The organism is Neobacillus sp. SRL179, assembly GCF_984799095.1.
This window is the reverse complement of record NZ_OZ481792.1, coordinates 1,969,243-1,989,152: the sequence shown is the minus strand read 5'-3', so window position 1 is coordinate 1,989,152 and position 19,910 is coordinate 1,969,243. Positions and strand designations below refer to the sequence as shown.

The 19,910-nt window shown below is 38.0% G+C and carries 18 protein-coding genes; 3 read left to right on the top strand and 15 right to left on the bottom strand.

Translation table 11 applies throughout. The features are described from left to right. Nucleotides 1-322: 322 nt before the first annotated feature. From AC4E8C_RS09795 to AC4E8C_RS09770, 6 genes are all read right to left on the bottom strand, one after another. Nucleotides 323-3,460, bottom strand: coding sequence for an AAA family ATPase (locus AC4E8C_RS09795; protein WP_490211917.1), 3,138 nt, complete (start codon nucleotides 3,458-3,460; stop codon nucleotides 323-325). Then, entirely contained in the window at nucleotides 3,457-4,602 is a 1,146-nt protein-coding gene (locus AC4E8C_RS09790) for an exonuclease SbcCD subunit D (RefSeq protein WP_490211916.1), read from the bottom strand. The genes AC4E8C_RS09795 and AC4E8C_RS09790 overlap by 4 nt, the downstream gene beginning before the upstream one ends. 168 nt (nucleotides 4,603-4,770) lie before the next feature. Next, nucleotides 4,771-4,971, bottom strand: a complete 201-nt coding sequence (locus AC4E8C_RS09785) for a cold-shock protein (protein WP_308178358.1) — start codon at nucleotides 4,969-4,971, stop codon at nucleotides 4,771-4,773. A 367-nt stretch (nucleotides 4,972-5,338) separates the two neighbouring features. Continuing rightward, nucleotides 5,339-7,138, bottom strand: coding sequence for a TIGR04190 family B12-binding domain/radical SAM domain protein (locus AC4E8C_RS09780; protein ID WP_490211915.1), 1,800 nt, complete (start codon nucleotides 7,136-7,138; stop codon nucleotides 5,339-5,341). A gap of 158 nt (nucleotides 7,139-7,296) precedes the next feature. Beyond that, the gene (locus AC4E8C_RS09775) at nucleotides 7,297-7,653 is read right to left on the bottom strand and encodes an ArsR/SmtB family transcription factor (RefSeq protein WP_490211914.1); all 357 of its coding nucleotides are present in this window, start codon (nucleotides 7,651-7,653) and stop codon (nucleotides 7,297-7,299) included. 21 nt (nucleotides 7,654-7,674) lie between these two features. Beyond that, nucleotides 7,675-9,420, bottom strand: a complete 1,746-nt coding sequence (locus AC4E8C_RS09770; protein ID WP_490211913.1) for a SulP family inorganic anion transporter — start codon at nucleotides 9,418-9,420, stop codon at nucleotides 7,675-7,677. Between the two features lie 339 nt (nucleotides 9,421-9,759). Here AC4E8C_RS09770 and AC4E8C_RS09765 point away from each other — a divergent pair, with 339 nt between their 5' ends. Then, nucleotides 9,760-10,551, top strand: a complete 792-nt coding sequence (locus tag AC4E8C_RS09765) for a TIGR00266 family protein (RefSeq protein WP_490211912.1) — start codon at nucleotides 9,760-9,762, stop codon at nucleotides 10,549-10,551. A gap of 287 nt (nucleotides 10,552-10,838) precedes the next feature. Here the strand turns inward: AC4E8C_RS09765 and AC4E8C_RS09760 are convergent, their stop codons facing one another. The 7 genes from AC4E8C_RS09760 to AC4E8C_RS09730 form a co-directional block, all read right to left on the bottom strand. Further along, nucleotides 10,839-11,327, bottom strand: a complete 489-nt coding sequence (locus AC4E8C_RS09760; protein ID WP_490211911.1) for a DinB family protein — start codon at nucleotides 11,325-11,327, stop codon at nucleotides 10,839-10,841. Between the two features lie 69 nt (nucleotides 11,328-11,396). Then, nucleotides 11,397-12,398, bottom strand: coding sequence for a hypothetical protein (locus AC4E8C_RS09755; RefSeq protein WP_490211910.1), 1,002 nt, complete (start codon nucleotides 12,396-12,398; stop codon nucleotides 11,397-11,399). Next, nucleotides 12,395-13,270 carry an ABC transporter permease gene (locus AC4E8C_RS09750; protein WP_490211909.1) on the bottom strand — a complete coding sequence of 292 codons (876 nt, stop codon included), beginning with the start codon at nucleotides 13,268-13,270 and terminating at the stop codon, nucleotides 12,395-12,397. Before AC4E8C_RS09750 ends, AC4E8C_RS09755 begins: the two co-directional genes overlap by 4 nt. A 146-nt stretch (nucleotides 13,271-13,416) precedes the next feature. Then, on the bottom strand, nucleotides 13,417-14,883 hold the full coding sequence (locus AC4E8C_RS09745) for a DUF4153 domain-containing protein (RefSeq protein ID WP_490211908.1): 1,467 nt from the start codon (nucleotides 14,881-14,883) through the stop codon (nucleotides 13,417-13,419). A 69-nt stretch (nucleotides 14,884-14,952) separates the two neighbouring features. Continuing rightward, nucleotides 14,953-15,591 carry an HAAS signaling domain-containing protein gene (locus AC4E8C_RS09740; RefSeq protein WP_490211907.1) on the bottom strand — a complete coding sequence of 213 codons (639 nt, stop codon included), beginning with the start codon at nucleotides 15,589-15,591 and terminating at the stop codon, nucleotides 14,953-14,955. Beyond that, nucleotides 15,572-15,919, bottom strand: a complete 348-nt coding sequence (locus AC4E8C_RS09735; RefSeq protein WP_490211906.1) for a PadR family transcriptional regulator — start codon at nucleotides 15,917-15,919, stop codon at nucleotides 15,572-15,574. Before AC4E8C_RS09735 ends, AC4E8C_RS09740 begins: the two co-directional genes overlap by 20 nt. 139 nt (nucleotides 15,920-16,058) lie before the next feature. Beyond that, on the bottom strand, nucleotides 16,059-16,232 hold the full coding sequence (locus AC4E8C_RS09730) for a hypothetical protein (protein WP_490211905.1): 174 nt from the start codon (nucleotides 16,230-16,232) through the stop codon (nucleotides 16,059-16,061). 202 nt (nucleotides 16,233-16,434) lie between these two features. Here AC4E8C_RS09730 and AC4E8C_RS09725 point away from each other — a divergent pair, with 202 nt between their 5' ends. Continuing rightward, entirely contained in the window at nucleotides 16,435-16,650 is a 216-nt protein-coding gene (locus tag AC4E8C_RS09725; protein WP_490211904.1) for a DnaJ-like cysteine-rich domain-containing protein, read from the top strand. Between the two features lie 80 nt (nucleotides 16,651-16,730). On the opposite strand, the gene AC4E8C_RS09720 is transcribed toward AC4E8C_RS09725, so the two are convergent. After that, nucleotides 16,731-17,756, bottom strand: coding sequence for a VanW family protein (locus AC4E8C_RS09720; RefSeq protein WP_490211903.1), 1,026 nt, complete (start codon nucleotides 17,754-17,756; stop codon nucleotides 16,731-16,733). 290 nt (nucleotides 17,757-18,046) lie between these two features. Between AC4E8C_RS09720 and AC4E8C_RS09715 the strand changes: the two genes are divergently transcribed. Continuing rightward, a complete protein-coding gene (locus AC4E8C_RS09715) occupies nucleotides 18,047-18,397 on the top strand; it encodes a hypothetical protein (RefSeq protein WP_490211902.1) in 351 nt (116 codons plus the stop codon). 87 nt (nucleotides 18,398-18,484) lie between these two features. Here AC4E8C_RS09715 and aspA read toward each other — a convergent pair whose 3' ends face one another. Beyond that, the gene (gene aspA / locus AC4E8C_RS09710; protein ID WP_490211901.1) at nucleotides 18,485-19,903 is read right to left on the bottom strand and encodes an aspartate ammonia-lyase; all 1,419 of its coding nucleotides are present in this window, start codon (nucleotides 19,901-19,903) and stop codon (nucleotides 18,485-18,487) included. Between the last annotated feature and the right edge of the window lie 7 nt (nucleotides 19,904-19,910).

Below are 19,910 nucleotides of genomic sequence, written 5' to 3'. Positions count from 1 at the left end.
CCGTTGACAAGCTTTTTGGGAAGTAATGGGCACAATTATTTTTATTTATGACCGCTGGCCTTCTTTTTTGAGACGCATGGGCATAATTATTTTTATTTGTGACCGCTGTCCCTCTTTTTTGAGACGCACAGGCATAATAACTTTTATTTATGACCGCTGGCCCTCTTTTTTGAGACGCACGGGCATAATTACTTTTATTTGTTACCTATATCATCTTTTCTTGGGGGACACGGGCACAATTGTTACTTTTGAGTCACCTTCTTAAACTAATCAAAAAAAACAGTGTGATTTTCTTAAAAAAGAAATCACACTGTTTTGCTGATTAATTCATAAACATAAACTCGGTTCTACTACCGGCTTGTCCTGCAATGACCTCAAGTCTCACATCAATCCGCTCTTTCAGTTCCGGTACGTGTGAGATAATTCCCACCAGACGCCCGCTGCTTTGTATGTCCATTAATGCCTCAATCGCTTGATCTAGTGATTCAGGATCAAGTGTTCCAAAGCCTTCATCAATAAACATCGTTTCCAATGAGACACCGCCTGCATAATTTTGCACCACGTCAGCAAGTCCCAATGCTAGTGACAAGGATGCCTTAAAACTTTCACCGCCTGAAAGTGTTTTAACATGCCGTTCCTGCCCCGTATATTGGTCAAACACCAGTAATTCTAAACCACTTTGAGCATTGCCTTTTGAACGATCTGTTTTCCGCAGCAATTGGAACCGACCTGAAGTCATTTTTCTAAGACGGACATTCGCTTCTCGTAGAATATCATCCAAGAACGCTGCAAGCACATACCGTTCGAACGTCACCCTGAAATTATTCTGTCCTTTGGCAATGTCGGATAAATGCCCGATTAGCTTATATCGTTCTTCTAATACTTTCATTTGCTCATTCAAGCTTTGAACCCGGCTATAAATCTCTTCATTATCCCGTTTTTTAACAAATAAATCGGTTCGTTGGTTTGTAAGTTCCTCTATTTCATTCGATAGTTTTTCAAGCTCAAGCTTAAGTCCTTCGACATCAGGAGTTTTTACATTTGCCAACAGTTCCGTTAATTCTTTCAAACGGTCTGAAACAGAACGAAATTCCTCTCGATAGCTGCGGATATCCGATTCCAGACTGCGAATTTCTCCTTCCGTTCGTTTAGCCGATGCATACAGTCCATATTTTTCAAAACCCTGTTCGGCTAATTTTTTTAAAAAGATTTCTCGCTCTGTGACTAGCTCCTGGTGTTTACTTACATAATGCCCTTCAGCATCTTTTAAGCGAGCTGTTTCATTAGACAGCTTTTCTTTAACGGCCTGAAAACGCTGTTGTGCCCCTTCCAATTGCTTCACTAGCTGTTCATGATGGTTTCGGGAAGCTGCTAGTGTTTTTTCATATTCCGATTCTGAACGAAGGTTCTCAGGAATCACAGTTAACATTCTACTAAGATTCGTTTTCTTTTCAGTAAATTGAACAGTCACATCATTCACCATCATGGTTACCTGTTGAATAGCATGTTGTACAGCTGCTTTCTCAACTTCACCCTTGTTGATTTCTAATTTAAGCTTTTCAAGTTGATTAATCTGTTCAGCTAATGTTCTTTGTAGTTGAACCAGTTGATTTTTAGCTGTAATGGTCTCAGCTTTCACATATTGTAAATCCTCCTCCATAAAATCAGCTCGGTGGGTACGGATTTCTAAAAGGATTTCACTGACAGCTTCCTGCTGTGATTTTTCTACCGATTGACATTGATAAAAGTTCGCTTCCACCATCGACTTTTCTTTTTCACATGTAACCATTTGGTCTTTAGCAGCCTTTAGGGCTTCTTCTGATGGAATATGATGATCTTGTAAAATGGCTGGGGATGGATGATGTTCAGATCCACAGACCGGACAAGCTTGTCCGTTCTGAAGATTAGACGCTAAAATAGCGGCTTGGCCTTGCATCCATTTCTTCTCCATTTCTTCGACTTGAATTCTAGCATCTGTATATCTTGCCACAATATTTTCATAACGGCCGGTGATTGTCTTAAGATTTTGCTCCGCCTTTTGATGACGTTCTCGTAAAGTTTCATATTTTTCAAATCGTTCCAGCTCGAGCTTTAGTTTTTCTAGCTTACTTTCATTTTCTAAGTAAGACAGCTTCCCTTTTTCAATTTCTTCTCTTTGCTGTTGTAAAGATAAAATTCGCTCTTCGACTTGTTTAAGCTTATTTTCGTTACTGATAAGTTTTTCTTTTGCCGCTTTTAATTCCGTTTCCTTTGTTTTTGTTTCCTTTTGCAAAGCGGCAAAGGAATAAACATCCTCTTTCATATTCACTAATCGATTCACTTCATCTAATGCTGTTTTCCGGTCACTTTCACGGTCAAGCTCGATTTGCAGTTGCCGTTCATACTGTTGGCAAAGTCCATCCAGTCTGTCTATTTCCATCCTTATAGTGTTCACACTATCTTTTAATTGGTCCTCATCTCGCTTTAAACGATGACAAAGCTCCTCCTGTTTGGCCAAGAGGGCAGCTTTTTGCGCCATTTGCATTTCCATTTCTTTTGCGGCAAACACTTCTTCTTGAGCAATGAGGCGGGCTTTTTGGTTCTTTAACTCCTCTTTCGTTTGTAACTGTTTTAAAATCGTTTCCGCTTCAAACAATTTCCCTTTTAATTTGTCTTGTTCTTGAATCTTTTCTTTTAGGCTGTTGTTTAAGCGGGCAATTCTTTCACCCATTCCCGAAATCTCAGCCTGCAAAAGTGGCATAATTAAAGTGTCATTCACGCTATCCGCATCAAGGTAGGCACGGAGTTCATCATTTGTGATCGTTTGAATGCGCCGAATCGATTCATTACGGGCTTGGACCTGGTCTTCCACTGATTTTTTCAATTCAGCTGCTTCAAGCTTCAATTTCTCTTCTACCATTTTATACATTTCTGTATGAAACAACCGCTGCAGAATGAGTTCTTTATCCTTACTATCAGATGTCAACAGCTTCCGAAATTCTCCTTGCGGAATCATTAAAATTTGCCGGAACTGGTTCGCATCAATTAACATAATTTCTTTTATTTTTTCTTCCACATCACTAATTTTCGTTGCAAGCAATTTTTTCTCGCCGTCATCAGACCACAAATATAATTCTGCTTTTGCCCCTATTTGTGTGAAGCCATCACCCTTGTCTTTCTTTTTTAACTGTTGCGGTGACCGGGTAATGGAGTACACTTTATTCCGGAGGGAAAAATCTAGGGATACTTCCGTTAATAGCTCTTCACCAGCAAATTGACTACGGAGTTCGGGCCCATTTCGGTCCTCTCCACTTGCTTTTCCATATATGGCATAACTAATCGCATCGAAAATGGTGGTCTTACCAGAGCCTGTTTTTCCTGAAATGACAAACATGGTTCGGTTGCCTAACTGGTTAAAATCAATCTCTTCTCTGCCAGCATAAGGTCCAAATGCTTGCATAGTTAGTTTTAACGGTTTCATTTCAGTGCCTCCCCACGTAACACTTTTTCAATCACATCAGCCATGATTTCTTTTTTCTCTGGTGTAAACTCAAGTGTGGTCATTTCTGAGTAAAATTGCTCAAATAATTCAAGTTCTGACTTCTTCTCACTTCTAAGTGCCTGAATGGACTGTTTTTTCTTCAAATCGGTTAAGTCAATCTTCCGTTCCAGATGAAGAACGTTTGGATAAACTTGACGGAGCTTATTAATAGGATCAATCAAAGCCCCTTCATCCAATAAGGTAATTTTTAAATAATCATGCGTCCGTTCTTTTTCATAAAAGTGCGGATCTAGTAATTCCTCTAGATGGCCTTCTAGCTCCCGCATGTCATGTGTAGGAGTAAGGGAGCGATACCGTTGGGTAAAATTCCCCTTATCATCCATTTCAATAATCGAAATAGACTTATTTTGTTTTGCTTCAGAAAAAGAATATTTTAACAGTGAGCCTGAATACTTCACTTTGTTATGGGTAATCGCATCGGGACTGTGCAAGTGTCCAAGAGCGGTATAGGAAAATGGTTCAAACAACTCAGCGCCGACACAACCTGAGCCGCCGACAGATAAAATGCGTTCTGAATCTGAGGTTTTTCCACCCAGGACAAAGGCGTGACCTACTAAAACATTGGGTTCATTGGGATTTAGTGTATCTTCCATTTTGCCAATCAGTGCCTTCATGGCTTCTTGATGGGAGTGAATCGAATCATCTCCAAGAATTTGACGAACAAGCCCTGGCTCAGCGTAGGGTACAAGGTAAAAATTAACACCATTGATTTGGACGGGCTTAAAGCTGTTTGTCAATTTCCCTGTTAAATAGAATTGGCTATGTTTATACCATGAACTGCCAAAGGAGAGACGTTCTGCACTGTCATGGTTACCTGAGATCGCCACAACCGGTGTTTTCAGTTCCACATTTATTTTAAATAGAATTTCATCCAATAACTCAACAGCATCGGTCGGAGGGACGGAACGGTCATAGAGATCGCCGGCAATGACGACTGCATCTGGCTTTTCTTCTGCCACAATTGCCACAAATTGTTCAAGTGCTTCCCGTTGATTCTCGGTCATATATACACCGTGAACTAATTTTCCTAAATGCCAATCAGCGGTATGAATAAATTTCATTTAGATCACCCCAATTTTTTATCTATGCTCGTACGATAATACTATTATAGCAAAATACCAATAGCCATGAAGCTGGAAATCATTATTGAGTTTTTTACCACCTAAACTTATAAAAAATAAAAACAGCCCTAGACAATAGTCCGGGCTGTGATAATTTGTTTTTTTAAATTATAATTTAGTTACGTTAGCAGCTTGTGGTCCACGAGCTCCTTCAACAACTTCGAAAGAAACTTCTTGACCTTCTTCTAATGTTTTAAAACCTTCTGTTTGGATGGCAGAATAGTGAACGAATACGTCGTTACCGTCTTCTGCTTCGATGAATCCAAAACCTTTTTCTGAATTAAACCATTTTACTTTACCGTTTTTCATGTAAAAAAATCCTCCTAATGGCTTGCAAAAGCCCTGTGTAAAATTCACCAAATTACAACGTGATAGCTTTACTTTGTTTTCTCATCCAAACATCGATTAAAACATTGAACAAGCTTGTAACATAAATCTAATCTCGTGCAACGGCTGACTAAAATTTAACATTTTCACAGATTCCTGTCAAGAAAGGAACAGACGACACAAACCTACATTTTTCAACATTCTAACCACCTTTTCACCCCTGAAACAATTCCTAATAATGTCCAGGTTACAGATCTAGGGAAGACATTGTCGAATTTTGAAGGAAAATAATTATTCAAACAAATAGATTAATATGAAAGCGCCCTCATACGGACTCTTTTAGATAAGATTATTGTCCTTCTGACTTTGCTGCCACTACAACATTTCGATCAATTTTTCCGAATCGAACTTTTACACTTTTAATGATATCCTTCACCATTAACTCCAAACCGATATAAGTTAAGGAGGGGAAGTCAGCAAATAACTTTTTTACCTCCCACTTTAATTCATTTTTCCCGCAGATGCTGTGCCGATTAATTTGATCGACTTCTTCCTTGATTTTGGCCATTTCTGTTTTTTGCTCGGCCTCTGGAAGAAGGAGCAACTCATCTAATCTCTTAAGGAATTCTACTGATTTTTTTATTTTGACGGCCACTTCATCATGGACATCTTGTGTAATGATTTGATTTCTAAACTTAAATTCATTTAATCTTAATGCGGAATCATAGGTAGCCCTAACAATGTCTTCCCTTGTCATTTTATTGGTTTCATAGCTTAGCATATTCTTCCACGAAGGTTGTTTCATCGCATTGCGGAAATCTTCTAGCTTAGTGCAGAATTTCTTATAACCATATTTTTCCGGATGCTCAAAGGCAGGGCTCCCCGGGTCAAGAAATGGTGAAAGTGGTGCAACAAAATAGGAAATTCGTAAATCTTCGCCACAGTTTTTGTGAATCTTTTCACAAAAATCAACATTGCGCATAGCACTGTCATAATCTTGATTAGGGATACCTGTCATGAAAAATAAATCAATCTTAGCACAGTTGTGTTTCAAGGCAAATTGAAGCATTTCGATTACTTTCTGATTCGTACATGGAAGCTTGCCATTGTATTTACGGATCTCTTCATCTGCAGACTCTAATGTCAATTCAATACTATATTTTGGCATAGCCTTATCAAGTCGCTTAAAAAATTCCTCATCTGCAAAATTGAATAATTCAAAAACAATCTCGTTTTTTAAGTCCATTTTTTCTAAACCACTAAGAAATTCATCTACATAGTCCTTGCCACCCTGCCGAATATCATTTAAAAGAAATATCGGTGCACGGGTAAATCGTTGAATTAAAGCAATATCCTCCAGCATTTTTTGAGGTGAACGCATCACCAGTTTTTTTCGATTACAGTTTAGCTCGTAAGCATCTTTCGAACCGCCGCAAATTAAACAATTATACGTACAGCCCTTGGAAGTTAAAATAGCTGTATTGGGATATTGGAGCCACCCTTTGTAAGGTAAGGGATCGAGAAGATTAAAATACTTGAATACTGAACGGATAATATACCGATATCCAGGTAAATTAAATTCATCTAAATTGTCTGGCACATAGGTCATCTCGTTATAATGATACTCCATTCCCTTTTTCCAGGTAAGATTGGGAATATCTGAAAAACTCTCTGTCTCCTTCTTCTCCAATTTATTCAACAGCATGAGAATCAGTTTTTCAGTTGTATCACCACGTACGACAAAATCTATGCAAGGATATTCAATCAGTTCCTTGTGAAAATAAGTGCTGGACAGGCCGCCAAACATGACCGGTGTATCTGGGTGATATTTTTTGATGATTTTGGCTAGTTCCACACTTCCATGGGCATGTGGCAGCCAATGAAGGTCAATTCCGAATGCTTTAGTCTTAATATGTTTGATTTTCTTTTCCACATCAAAATTAGGATTTAACAACATTCGATTGGCTATGTTAATAATCTTTACTTTTAAACCAAAACGTTCTAGGTAGTCTCCGATACTAGTTAAACCGATCGGGTACATTTCAAAAACAGGCGAAGAAGGAACAACATCACTAATGGGGCCAGTAAACAGCATCTCCTTTCGAAAATCATAAACGGTAGGAGGATGCAGCAAAACTAAGTCATACATACTTATTCACCTTCCACTATTTTTCTATATGTACTTCTACTTTCATGTTAAACTTTTTTTCTAGTGAAAACGGGAATAAATATTACAAAATAACAATAATTTACAAATATTAACAATTGTAACTTTTATACCTTTAGAATAGAAAAAAACCGAAGAAATTAATTCTTCGGCATGGTTGTTACCTCATCTTCCTCTTCTTTAAACTTATCCAAAATCGTAATCGTATCCACTAAATGATTATTAAAAATCTGCCGGGCAACGGCAAGCAGCTCAATAATCATTGGATCCTTCAAAGTATAGATGACCTTATTTCCTTCTTTTGTACCTGTCACAATATTTTTTGCCCGCAAAACCGTTAACTGCTGTGAAACAGCTGACCCCTCACTGCCAATATTGGTTTGAATTTCATTTACACTTTTTTCCCCTTCTGCTAACAGTTCGAGAATGCGGATTCTCATGGGATGGGCTAAAGCTTTGAAAAATTCCGCCTTAAATTGCTGCATTTCTATATTCAACTCGTTCACTTCCTTGTTTTTCTAGAAGGTAGCAGTAAGTTTGGCCCTGCCTTCCACTGATTCAGAGGCAGATAACTTCTTACACTCCCTAAATGCAAAATGCTTACAACCTAGGCATTTATTTTGGTTAATTTGTAGAAGTCCCTCTTGTATGGCATCTCCAGTATGCTCATAAAAATGTTCCTTCCCAATTTTCTCGTATAAGCCTGTCTTTTTAAGGACATTTTCCGGTTGTTCATTTAAACCTGATATCATTACTATACCACTTTTCGAAAAGTGATTCACAATACTGGCAAGAATGGCTTCGCCCGTTGTATCCATTAAAGGCACCTTGCTCATCCGTAATAATAGAATTTTTGGCCGATAGTTGATTGTGCTCATAATGGTATTTTCGAATGTTTGTGCGGCACCAAAAAATAATGGACCTTCTACATTAAAGATACTAATTTGCGGGCAATCATGTGTATCGGTGACCATACCCGTTTCCACTTTCCCCTGCTTATGTGCTGGATTAGGCAACGCCTTTGCCGTCTTTGTCACATCACTCATCCGTTTAACAAACAAAATAGCAGACATCACTAAGCCGACTTCAACAGCCGTTGTCAAATTGACAAAAACCGTTAATAAAAATGTGACGGCCAAAACTAAGGAATCAGTCGATCTAGTCTTAAAGATATGGGCAAAGACTTTTCTTTCACTCATGTTCCAGGCAACAACCATTAAGATCGGCGCCATACTAGCTAACGGTATATAGGAAGCTTTTGGTGCAAAAAATAAAAGGACTAACAATACAACGACACCGTGAATGATTCCTGATAGTGGCGAAACAGCACCATTTTTAATATTTGTTGCGGTACGGGCTAATGCGCCTGTAGCTGGAATCCCGCCAAAAAACGGGGTAACCATGTTAGCAATTCCTTGACCGATTAATTCTTTATTACTATTATGACGGCTATTGGTCATCCCATCTGCAACCACTGCTGAGAGTAAGGATTCAATTCCACCTAACATTGCAATAATAAAGGCAGGTTTCAATAGTTTGAGAATGATATCCACGTTCAGATTTGGTATATGGATCTGCGGTAAGGTACTTGGGATTTCACCATACGCCGTTCCAATGGTGGCAACATGTTCTGGAAAAAACACGGTGGCAACAATAGTAGAAATTAATAAGCCGATTAGTGGCCCAGGAACTTTTGGCATCACTTTTGGGGTGATGAGCACTGTAATGAGGCAAATCCCCGCAGTGAGTAAGCTATACATATTAATGGAATCGAGATGGATGACTATTTCCTTAATGTTTAAAATAAATTCCTCGTGTTTTTTAATCCCCACTAATCCTAGGAAACTAGCTAATTGACCCGTAAAGATGGTCACGGCAATTCCTGCTGTAAAACCGATTGTAACAGGTTTAGGAATCCACTTAATAAGCGAACCTAATTTAAAGATGCCCATCAGTGTCAAAATAATTCCTGCCAAAAATCCTGCAATAAGAAGATTTTCATAACCATAAGTCATCACTATTCCAAAAAGAATGGGAATAAAAGCCCCAGTAGGTCCACCAATTTGATATTTAGAACCACCCAATAAAGAAATGAGAATGCCGGCCACAATGGTTGTATAGATTCCATACTCCGGCTTCACCCCTGAAGCAATCGCAAATGCCATCCCAAGTGGAATAGCAATTACCCCGACAATCAATCCTGACAGGAGATCCTTTTGTACATTCCTCAAGGAATAATGATGGAATCTTTTATCAATGAACATAAACACCCTTCTCATCTTCTTATTTTTGAATATCTGATTATTTGAATATAGAATAATACTAAATATTAATCAAGTTTTTTTTCTTAAATATGTCACTTGTTTTTTATCCTGGAGTGGTGTTATAATAGCTAAGCGATGAGCTGAGTTGTGTAAGTCGAAAAACATTCCTTTATGGAGCGCACTATGTGGAGTGTGGTTTTTCGCCTCAATACGCAAAGACGCCTGACTAGTCAGGCGTCTTTTTCTTATGGAAAAAGTTTTTTTATCGCTTAAAATTAGCACTTTTTACCTAATTTTTTTATAATATAGTTGAGTCATTACTAGGTAGGAGGGATCGGAATGAATAACCATGAAATCGATTATAAGATTTATGGCGATGATATGCAGTTTGTTGAGGTGGAACTTGATCCACAGGAAACTGTCATTGCTGAAGCAGGCAGCTTTATGATGATGGATGATGACATACATATGGAAACCATTTTTGGTGATGGATCTAGTGGCGGCGGCAGTGGAATTATGGGTAAATTGCTGAGCGCCGGTAAACGGGTTATTACGGGTGAAAGCTTATTCATGACGACATTTACCAATACTGGAGCTGGAAAGAAACATGTCTCTTTTGCTTCACCCTATCCTGGGAAAATCATTCCCATGGATTTATCGCAATATGGCGGTAAAATCGTTTGTCAAAAGGATGCATTTCTGGCGGCTGCAAAAGGAGTTCAAGTAGGCGTTGAGTTTCAACGCAAACTCGGAGTCGGCTTTTTTGGCGGCGAAGGATTTATTATGCAAAAACTCGAAGGTGATGGCATGTGTTTTGTCCATGCTGGTGGTACCATTACGAAGAAAGACTTGCTCCCTGGCCAAACATTACGAGTGGATACAGGCTGCTTAGTCGCCATGACGAGCAGTGTTCAATATGATATTGAATTCGTCAAAGGAGTAAAAACCGCTTTGTTCGGGGGTGAAGGTTTATTCTATGCAACTTTACGAGGCCCTGGATCTGTCTGGATTCAATCCTTACCATTCAGCCGTCTGGCAAGCAGGGTATTTGCGGCAGCACCTTCCCGTGGAGGAGCTAAAGACGAAGGCAGCATTGCACGAGGAATTTTTGATATGTTTAATGGTGACTAATAGTTCGAAGGCAGGATCCAATGGGTCCTGCTTTTTTTATTGGCGGAGGAGCGCCGCAAAATCGGAAATGGTATGGGGGTTTAGTTAGTTTTGTAGAATTGTTCTTGTATTTTGTAGAATAACTCTTAGTTTTGTAGAATCCCCCTTATTTTTTGTAGAATCCCTCTTAGTTTTGTAGAATCCTTCTTATTTTTTGTAGAATAACTCTAAATATTGTAGAATCCCTCTTTTTCTTTATAAAATTAAAACAAAAAACCGAGCCCAGGCCCGGTTTCCACAAAAATCTATTAGCTAACTCCTTGTTCCTTATCCCAAGAACCTTGAATTTTACGTATGGTGACGATTTGTCCTATATGATAGGCGTTATGGAGAGTAATATTAGTAAGTTTTGCTAACCATGGATCATTCCGTTCTGGAAATACAGATTGATCTAATTTTTCCTCCTCACAATCTCGAACTGTTTCATACCAATCATTCATCACACAATTAAACCTGTCTATGACCTCTCCCCACTGTAATTTGCCAGTATTATAGAACGTTGTATCATTGTCCCCTTCCATCTCTGGAATTGGTATCCCCTTAAAACGATTTAAGTAGCGTTCATTCCAAAACACAAGATGATTCACAATCTCCCAAATCGAATTTTCGGACTCCCTGCGTTTCCACTCTGCTTGTTCAGGTGTTAAACCAGAAATGGCATGCTGAAAAGAAACAAACCACCCGTTTGTGTTATAACAATATAAAATTTGTTCAAGAATGACATCTTTTCGATTCATGGGCAACTCTCCCTTGATTTCCTTTTTATATGTATAGTTCAAATCATTCTAGTTATACCTCCTTAAGATTTAGGATAAAAAATCAAATTTACCTGTTGTAGACCCATTCACAGATCGTGATTGTTCCTTTTTCTTTTTCCGCTTTAGCTTCAATGGAGAAAGTCCTAAAATATTGTCTTCTAGTTCCTTTTTTATCATATTAACGATCACGATCAAGATGAAGTAGCTAAAAACAGGGGCGAAGACAATCCATGGCGAAAGCACGAACTCAGTAAAATTCTGGCCAATTAACCCGGCCCATTCATTCGATAGCGAGGCCGGTTTAGGACGATCATGTTCATCTGTATAGCCAAATACCCCTGCCCTGTTCTGTCCGCCAAGAAATACTTGAAAAATGCTTAGCTGCATGGTAATCTGCAACGTACTTAATATCTGTTGAACGGTAAATAATAAACCGTAGGAGCGCATGTAGGGCAGTAACTGTCTCTTCACAATATGTAATTTACTGGCTCCCATTAAGTAGGAACTTTGAACAAAAGAGGTCCTTAATAATTCATCGGTAACATCTGAAGCAAATAAAGTGACCGAAGGAAATCCGATAAAAACTAAAATAATAATTTGATAGGTTACGATCGATGATATAGCCACATCATTGGGAGCTCCAACAATCGGCAGCATTAAAATAATCCCAATTAAGACCGAAGGGATATACCGCATCGTTAAGAAAAAGTCCTTAAAATAGCTTTTTAATGAAGGTGTCCAAAGGGATAGGACCATTCCTACTATTCCACCAAAAAATACACGTAAGACTGCTACCGCAAAAGCACAGATTAACGTAAATTTTGCACCGTATAGTAAGACTAGATGGATGTCTTCTCCATTGCGTGTCGTCCCTAACCAATGTTCTCCTGAAGGCGGAAACGGCGCTCTGCCAATGATTTTCCCGCTTTCATCCTTAATGAGTACCTGATGGTTGAAATCGATTGGTGCGTAATAAGGATATAAACAGCTCATGATTAATAAGAGTAGCAGCAAGCTAGAACCAATGATTGTTTTTTTATATTTTCTCATAAACTAATTGCCTCTTTTCCCTTCAGAAGCTTAGAAATGAACCATCCTGCTGCCTCTATTACTAGTAACGGAAGGCAGAACATCACTAAACAAAGCACAAGCGATACAAATTCTCCGTCTTGATAAATAATTTTCCGAAACTGTTGAGTAAATCCGTTGATATTAAACATATATTCTACTAAATAAATATTAGATAACAGCACCCAGATAATCGTTCGTAACTGTAAAACAACTACTGGAAAAACATTTCGGAAAATATGAACAAGCAGTGTTCGGATCCGGCCCATTCCTTTTGCCTTGGCATAGAGGACGTAGGTTTGGTTTTGTTCTTCCGTCATCACCCGAATGAGAAATTGCAATAGCAAGAAAAGCGGCAGGAAGGAGACGGTTACAATGGGAACAAAATATGGCTTTGCACCAAACACCCCATAGAGCTGTAAAAACTTTAGCCCCGTGGTCTTATAAAGGGTAATCACAAAGAACTGAAATAGAAAAATAACCAGTAAATCCGGGACCGCCTCAAAAAAATTGACACAGCTCTTTAGACGACTTTTCACTTTTTCAGGTGCAATCAAAATCATAAGAGCTGCCATCGTAGCAATCACCATGATTACTAGCAAACTAATAAGTAGGATGGTCATGGTATACTGATAACTCCCTGAGATATCGAGCTCTTTGAAGAGTCCCAAATACATCGGGTCCTTTATTTGTAGTAATGATTGGAACTTTACTTTAATACTTTCCCAAAAGAACTGATAATGGAATTCTACTGAATTCTCTCCAATTCCCACTAATAAAGGAAGACTAAAAATAAACAGGAAGCCAACTAGAACCAATAGAATTCTAACAAGTGAGCGTAACAGACGTTTCATTTACTACCTCGCACATAATTTTTAGATTAAAACTCTTTTACATTTTATCTTAATTCTTCTTAATATTCTAATTTATTTAGACGTTCCCGTATTTGATAAAGTTTCAGAAATTTAAAAAAGCATGCTAAATTGCATGCTAAATTTTCCTACTCGAGGTGGAGTTCTTTTAATCTTTGCGAAACTTCTTCTCTTTTAAGATTATAGGATTGCCAAGAAGTTGACGTTTCTGTAAGTGCAGCCTTTTTCCGCTCTAGTAAAATTGTTTTTAACTCAGGTACACTTTTATCTTGTTCGTAAAGGTCGATCAATCCGAGTCCACCCGTTGCAGATAGACTATTTAAATAATGAAGATCAATTTTCCCGCTTGTTTCATAGCGGTTCACATTTTCTTTTATCACAATTTTATCCAAATCAATGAACGTGATCGTTGTGTAATAAATTAACGAGGTGATGAAATAAAAATGCACTAAATTCAGCTTATCAATCCAAATTTTCACTAATGTATAGGTGAAGATTACCGTCAGAAAAATCATAAATGAGTGGACCAACACCCTTGTAAAGGTAAATCCATAGGCATCTTCATACATACTTAAACGCAGGAACGCAGAACTGAGCATCACCCCGCTAGATAGGACAAGAATGGTGAGCATGACTTGCCTCATAAGTTTCAGACCATTCTGTCTGATTTCACTAAATGAAATGACCACAACAGTAATAGACAAGTTAATTAGGGTAACAAATAATAACTCAAAGAATCCCTTTCGTGCATACTCCGCATAAGTATAATCCCCTTGTAAGCTTCCACTAAAGAAATACTTAAATTGAACAATCGTAAATAGAATATAGACAATGTTAATCAGGACCAAAACCGTTATTGTAATAACATTGTCTAGTTTAGGAGATGCTTGCTTACTTGTTTGCTGGATAACGGCCTTCATTTGTCTTTTGTACAGTGCTTGCATCAGACCAAAGAATGCTGACATAAAAACCAAGATGGCAATCACTCTTATGATTCCTTCTGCGTCCAATACTCGGAACCAGTCAGGAATACCACCAATCATTCGCTCAAACTCACTGTCAGCCGTCATAAGCAATCGTAATACAACAGCCAGTACCGGAATAGAAATCACGATACCAATCAAGACTTTTTTCCATACAAGTAACCTATCTTCTTTAACTCCGCTTTTCATGCCTTTTCCAACCATGGCTGTAAAGAGAGCATTATACTTTATTGCATCTAACATTCTTGAAAAAAAATAGGGAATAAACGTTGGATGGTTCCACTGAAAACTTTTCGGACTCGTGACTAAGATCAGATGAAAAATCACTAAACTTGGGATCACCAGTATATTTAACACATAAAAAAGGATGTTGTCATTTAGAACATAACTTACCGCCAAAAGCCAAATGCAACAAATGATAAGGTAGCCAAAGCGCTGATGGGAGAATTGGTAGCGGCGGTAGCGCCAGAAAAATACAGCATAAAATGCCATGATAAAAATGAGATATGAGATCCCGATTTGAGCACGGAAAAATGATTCCTCAGCTAAAATGCCAAGCCCCAAACATAAGAGTAAAAATAGCCAATCCATTTTGTTTATTTTAGTATCCATCGTTATCCCTCTTTTGTGTAGAGTTTCTATATATATAGTTTTTCTAGGTATATAAGCAAAAAAAACTGCTTATATCGATGCTTTCCGTCCCCACCGGTAGCCGAGCCAGCTCACAGGGTAAAGAAATATGGTAAAAATGATACAAGCAACAATAAACGTTTTTGTTAATAACGGTGCAAACCAGGTATGCGGAATAATATGAAAAACAGTAAGGAACATTAACAGCAAATTAGGAATAAGCGACAGTAAAAAGGTCTTTCTTAACAGCGATCTGCCGCCATGTCCGAACCCTTTTCCAATTTCATACCCAAGCAATGCCCAAAAGAACATATACAAAATAGCAATTAAGGTTGGAATTGCCGTTAAGTGGTTCCATATAGCCGCCAACCATTCCCATGGATACAAGTTATGTGCCAAGGTTAACAGGCTGCCGCCGCCGAAAAAGAGGATATTTAAGAGAATAAACAGCCATTTCATATTACTCGGCGTAACAGAAAACTCTTCCCGCCACATTTCAGCAATCTCTTCAGGGCTCCCTAGCCTGGTAAAAATCCTGGTTGCTACCTCTTCTTCACTAGTACAATCGTTAGATTCAATCAGTATTTCATCGATATGTGATTCATACTCACGGAGAATGTTCTCTTTATCTTGATGGTTACCAAGTCCCTCCGCTAATTTAGCGAGAAACTCATTCTTCGGCCGTTCCATGCTTCGATCTCCCTATTACCTTGTTCATTACTTTAACAAAGTCGTTCCACTCGCGTGTCTTTTCATCTAATACATCTTTCCCTGCTTGGGTAATCCGGTAATACTTACGTGCAGGACCTTTTTCCTGTTCTTGCCAATAGCACTCAATATACTCCTGCTTTTCAAGCTTGTGTAAGGCCGGGTAAAGCGTGCCTTCTTTAACACTCAAGCCATTATCACTGCGCTGTTCAAGCTCTTTTACCAATTCATAGCCATACATATCACGTTCATTTAATAATTGGAGTAAGATTAATGATGTACTGCCCTTCACTAGCTCACGATTAAACATTTTATCACCTACCTAGAATTATTAGGTACATAGATATTCTACATCGGAAGAAACACTTTGTAAAGGAGGATTGAACATTTATTTACCACTTCTATAAAAAAGTAGCAGCGCTTCCTTAGGCGCTACTACCTTATCGTTATTATTTCATTTTAAGATTATTTTTTTGCCGTTCAATGAATTGATCCCTTTCACCACCATCCGATAATTCCTCTGAAAATTCATGGTTTGATTCATTATTAATCAATTTACCCGTCCGGATGGTTTTCGGATGAATGTTATTATTCGGTGCAGCCTGTTCATTCCATTTTCCCATTATCTTCACCTCCATTTTATTATGAGAATCTTGTTCAATAATATTCGAACTCACAAAAATAATAGGATTTTCATATACTATAATAAGATTCAATCCTACAAATGGAACAAGTTAGTAACATTCCCCTTTATATTAAAAAAACATACAAGCATAAATATTCCATTTTTCCCCCATACTAAGAAAAAACAATGAGGTGAAGAAAATGGGACTGCTCAACTCATTTAATCAATGGAAAGAAAACAGATATCAAAATCATGTTTCCACAATGAAGGAGCAAGGTAAATGTCCTGATTGTCAGGGACGAGGCTATACCGTGTATCCATATAATGAATTTGCCTATTTTAATTCATTCGAATGTCCGGGATGCCAAGGCAGTGGTGATTATGCCGATTGGGACGAATTAAGTAAGTTAGTGTAAGTTTGAATGGTCTATCCCATTCGATTATGTTATACAAAAAATCCCTTCAAGATTCACTTGGAGGGATTTTTGTTCAATGATTACTCACGTTTTTTAATTTGGTTTTGAAAAACTTTTGAAGTCCGAACCTCTACAGTCAATGTCCCTTTATTTACAATTGCTTTTAAAAGTACCGGAACACCAGTCGTATTTTTAAATCGAAAATCAGGACCACCGTATGATACAGTTGCATCTCTTCCAGTCGGGACATAGCCAACATGGAGCGAATGATTGTGCTTTTCAATATAACCTACTGCTAATTGATCAATAGCATTGTATAAAGTAGACGATGTTTGACATATTCCGCCGCCAATACCATCAACTAATTTTCCATCAATAGCTTCAGGTGCCGGCTGATACCCGTGCTCGGCATCACTAGGGCCAACGGTCGTATTAAAGGAGAAAGAGTCTCCCGCACCGATGATGACATTATTGATTGCTTCTGCTGAAAGAGCAATGTTTTTAGATCTGCCTGCAACACCACTATTGAATTTAGTTGTATAAGAAGCCACTCTAACTTCTCCTAACTGTGCTGCTTCTTCAGGCTGATAACCACTTGAATTCACATATAGAGGGACCTCCACATCTCCACCTTTTGCAGAGACCTGCAAGATTTTTTCAGCAAGTTCCTCTTCATCAAGAATCGTTTGTGGTGTACCTTTGATAATCTCCCCGTTCGCATCCAACTTATCTGGAATCAATCTTTTATCATAACCAGGAACATCTTTTGTTCCTCGCGCTAAATCCCAAGTGATTTTATCAATTTCATCATTATATTGTTTAGTATTTTTTCCAAATCCTAATTCTTTTGTATTAAAAGTTTTTACAACTTCTTTTGTATTTGGATCAATAATATTTACATAGACCGGCTTAGCTTCTTCTATTCTTTTTGCTTCTGCTACTGCTACTCTTTTTTGTTCTTCCTCTATTTTTTTCTGTTTATCGATTTTCCCCGCCTGTTCTGAGGCTTTTACTTCATTTTCCTTCGTTGTTTCTTCGGAACAACCCGTTAATCCAATAAGACTGCCTACTATTACGATGATCATTAATTTAGAGAAATTCACCATTTTCCCCCAACTTTTCTCTTATTTATTTTAATCTACTAATCTCCTATATGACGTTAGTAAATGTTATTTCGTTTCACATTATCTCCTATCATATTCCAATTTTTGTTTAAAATATCCTACATGGGAAAAATTAAACTAAAGTTATTTTATCACTATGACCCATTTAAAAAGTTACTTTTTTTATTAAATTAATGGAATTCCTAAATACAGTTATTAAGAACTAGGAATAAAAAAAGGAAATAAGTAAATAGTAATGACTAAGTTTGTTTATTTATCATGGAGGTGCTTAAATGTCTGTTTATGTTTATCAGACGTTTGTCATTAAACAAGAGAAATTTAAGGAAGGAATCGACAATTTAAAGGAAATTAAAAAGTTTCGAAATGAAAATTATGATCAAAAGGTGGAAATATTAACACCAATATCCGGCGAAGATCATACTTTGGCACTATTCTCGGTATACGAAGGGTTAGCTGAAATGGAATTACAGAATAAAAAAATGTTTGAAGACGATGAATATATCGAGCTCATCGGCCCTTTCTTCCTAGAAAATATCGTTGAGGGAAGTATGTATACACAAATATATCGTTCATTAAGTGAGAGAAAAATGGATAAAAGTGAAAAGAAAAAGGAAAAAGAATAACTTCCTATAGTGGCAAGTTGCCTCAATAAAACAAAAAGGCCTTCTCGGCCTTTTTTGTTTTTATCACTAGTTATTCTTTGCAGTATATTAATCCCGTTCTAAAAGAGTGGCCCCTGCAATACCAGGTTTGGTCATTTCATAAATATTTAAAATAAGATCTAATTCCTCTTCGGTTAGGACATCGTATTTTAAGCATAACTCCCGCACGGATTTCCCAGTAATCGTCGCTTCTCTAGCAATTCTTGCTGCCACTTCATAACCAAGGTGAGGGTTAACCGCAGTAATAATTCCGACACTCTTTTCCACATATTCTTTTAGCCGAATTTCATTTGCTTCAATACCTTTTAAACAAAAATCTGTAAAAGAACGGAATCCATTGTTCATGATACTAATGGATTGCAATAAGTTAAAGACCAATACTGGTTCCATAACGTTCAATTCTAGTTGGCCTGCTTCCGAAGCCAAACAAATTGTGTGATCATTCCCGATTACTTGAAAAGCAATTTGGTTAATGAGTTCAGGCATGACCGGGTTCACTTTCCCTGGCATAATCGATGAACCTGGCTGACGTGCTGGAAGTGAAATTTCGCCAAGTCCTGCACGCGGGCCTGACGCCATCAAGCGGAGGTCGTTTGCAATTTTTGACATATTCATCATACAAACCTTTAGTGAAGCTGAAACCTCCGTATAGGCATCGGTGTTTTGGGTTGCATCAACAAGATGTTCGGCATTCACTAATGGCAGCCCGCTTATTTCCGCTAGTTGTTTAACAACATCTTTAATGTATTTAGGGTCTGCATTTAGGCCTGTTCCTACTGCAGTTGCTCCCATATTCACTTCATATAAATTCATTTTTGATTGCGAAATTCGCTTCATATCTCGTTCAAGGACACGAGAGTATGCTTCAAACTCTTGCCCAAGACGAATCGGAACAGCATCTTGAAGATGAGTGCGGCCCATTTTGATAACGTTTTCAAATTCAAGTGCTTTCCCTTTTAAAACTGAATGCATATCTTTCATGGTCATTAGCAATTTCTCAAGTAACTTTAGTGTTGCTATATGAATGGCTGTTGGAAATACATCATTGGTTGATTGTGACATATTCACATGGGTATTGGGACTTAAATGAAAATATGCCCCTTTTTCTTGGCCAAGCAATTCAAGTGCACGATTCGCAATGACTTCATTTGCATTCATGTTCATCGATGTCCCCGCACCGCCCTGAATAGGGTCAACAATAAACTGATCGTTCCATTTGCCTTCGATTACTTCATCTGCTGCCTGACTGATCACATTTCCCAGCCCACTATATAGACTTTTTGTGTTCATATTGGCAATTGCTGCTGCTTTCTTTACCATTGCCAATGCTTTAATTAACTCTTCATGAATCCGATAGCCTGTAATAGGAAAATTTTCGACGGCCCTAAGTGTTTGAATACCATAATAAACATCTGCTGGTATCTCTTTTTTTCCTAAGAAGTCTTGTTCGATTCTTTTTGTATCCATTAGCATC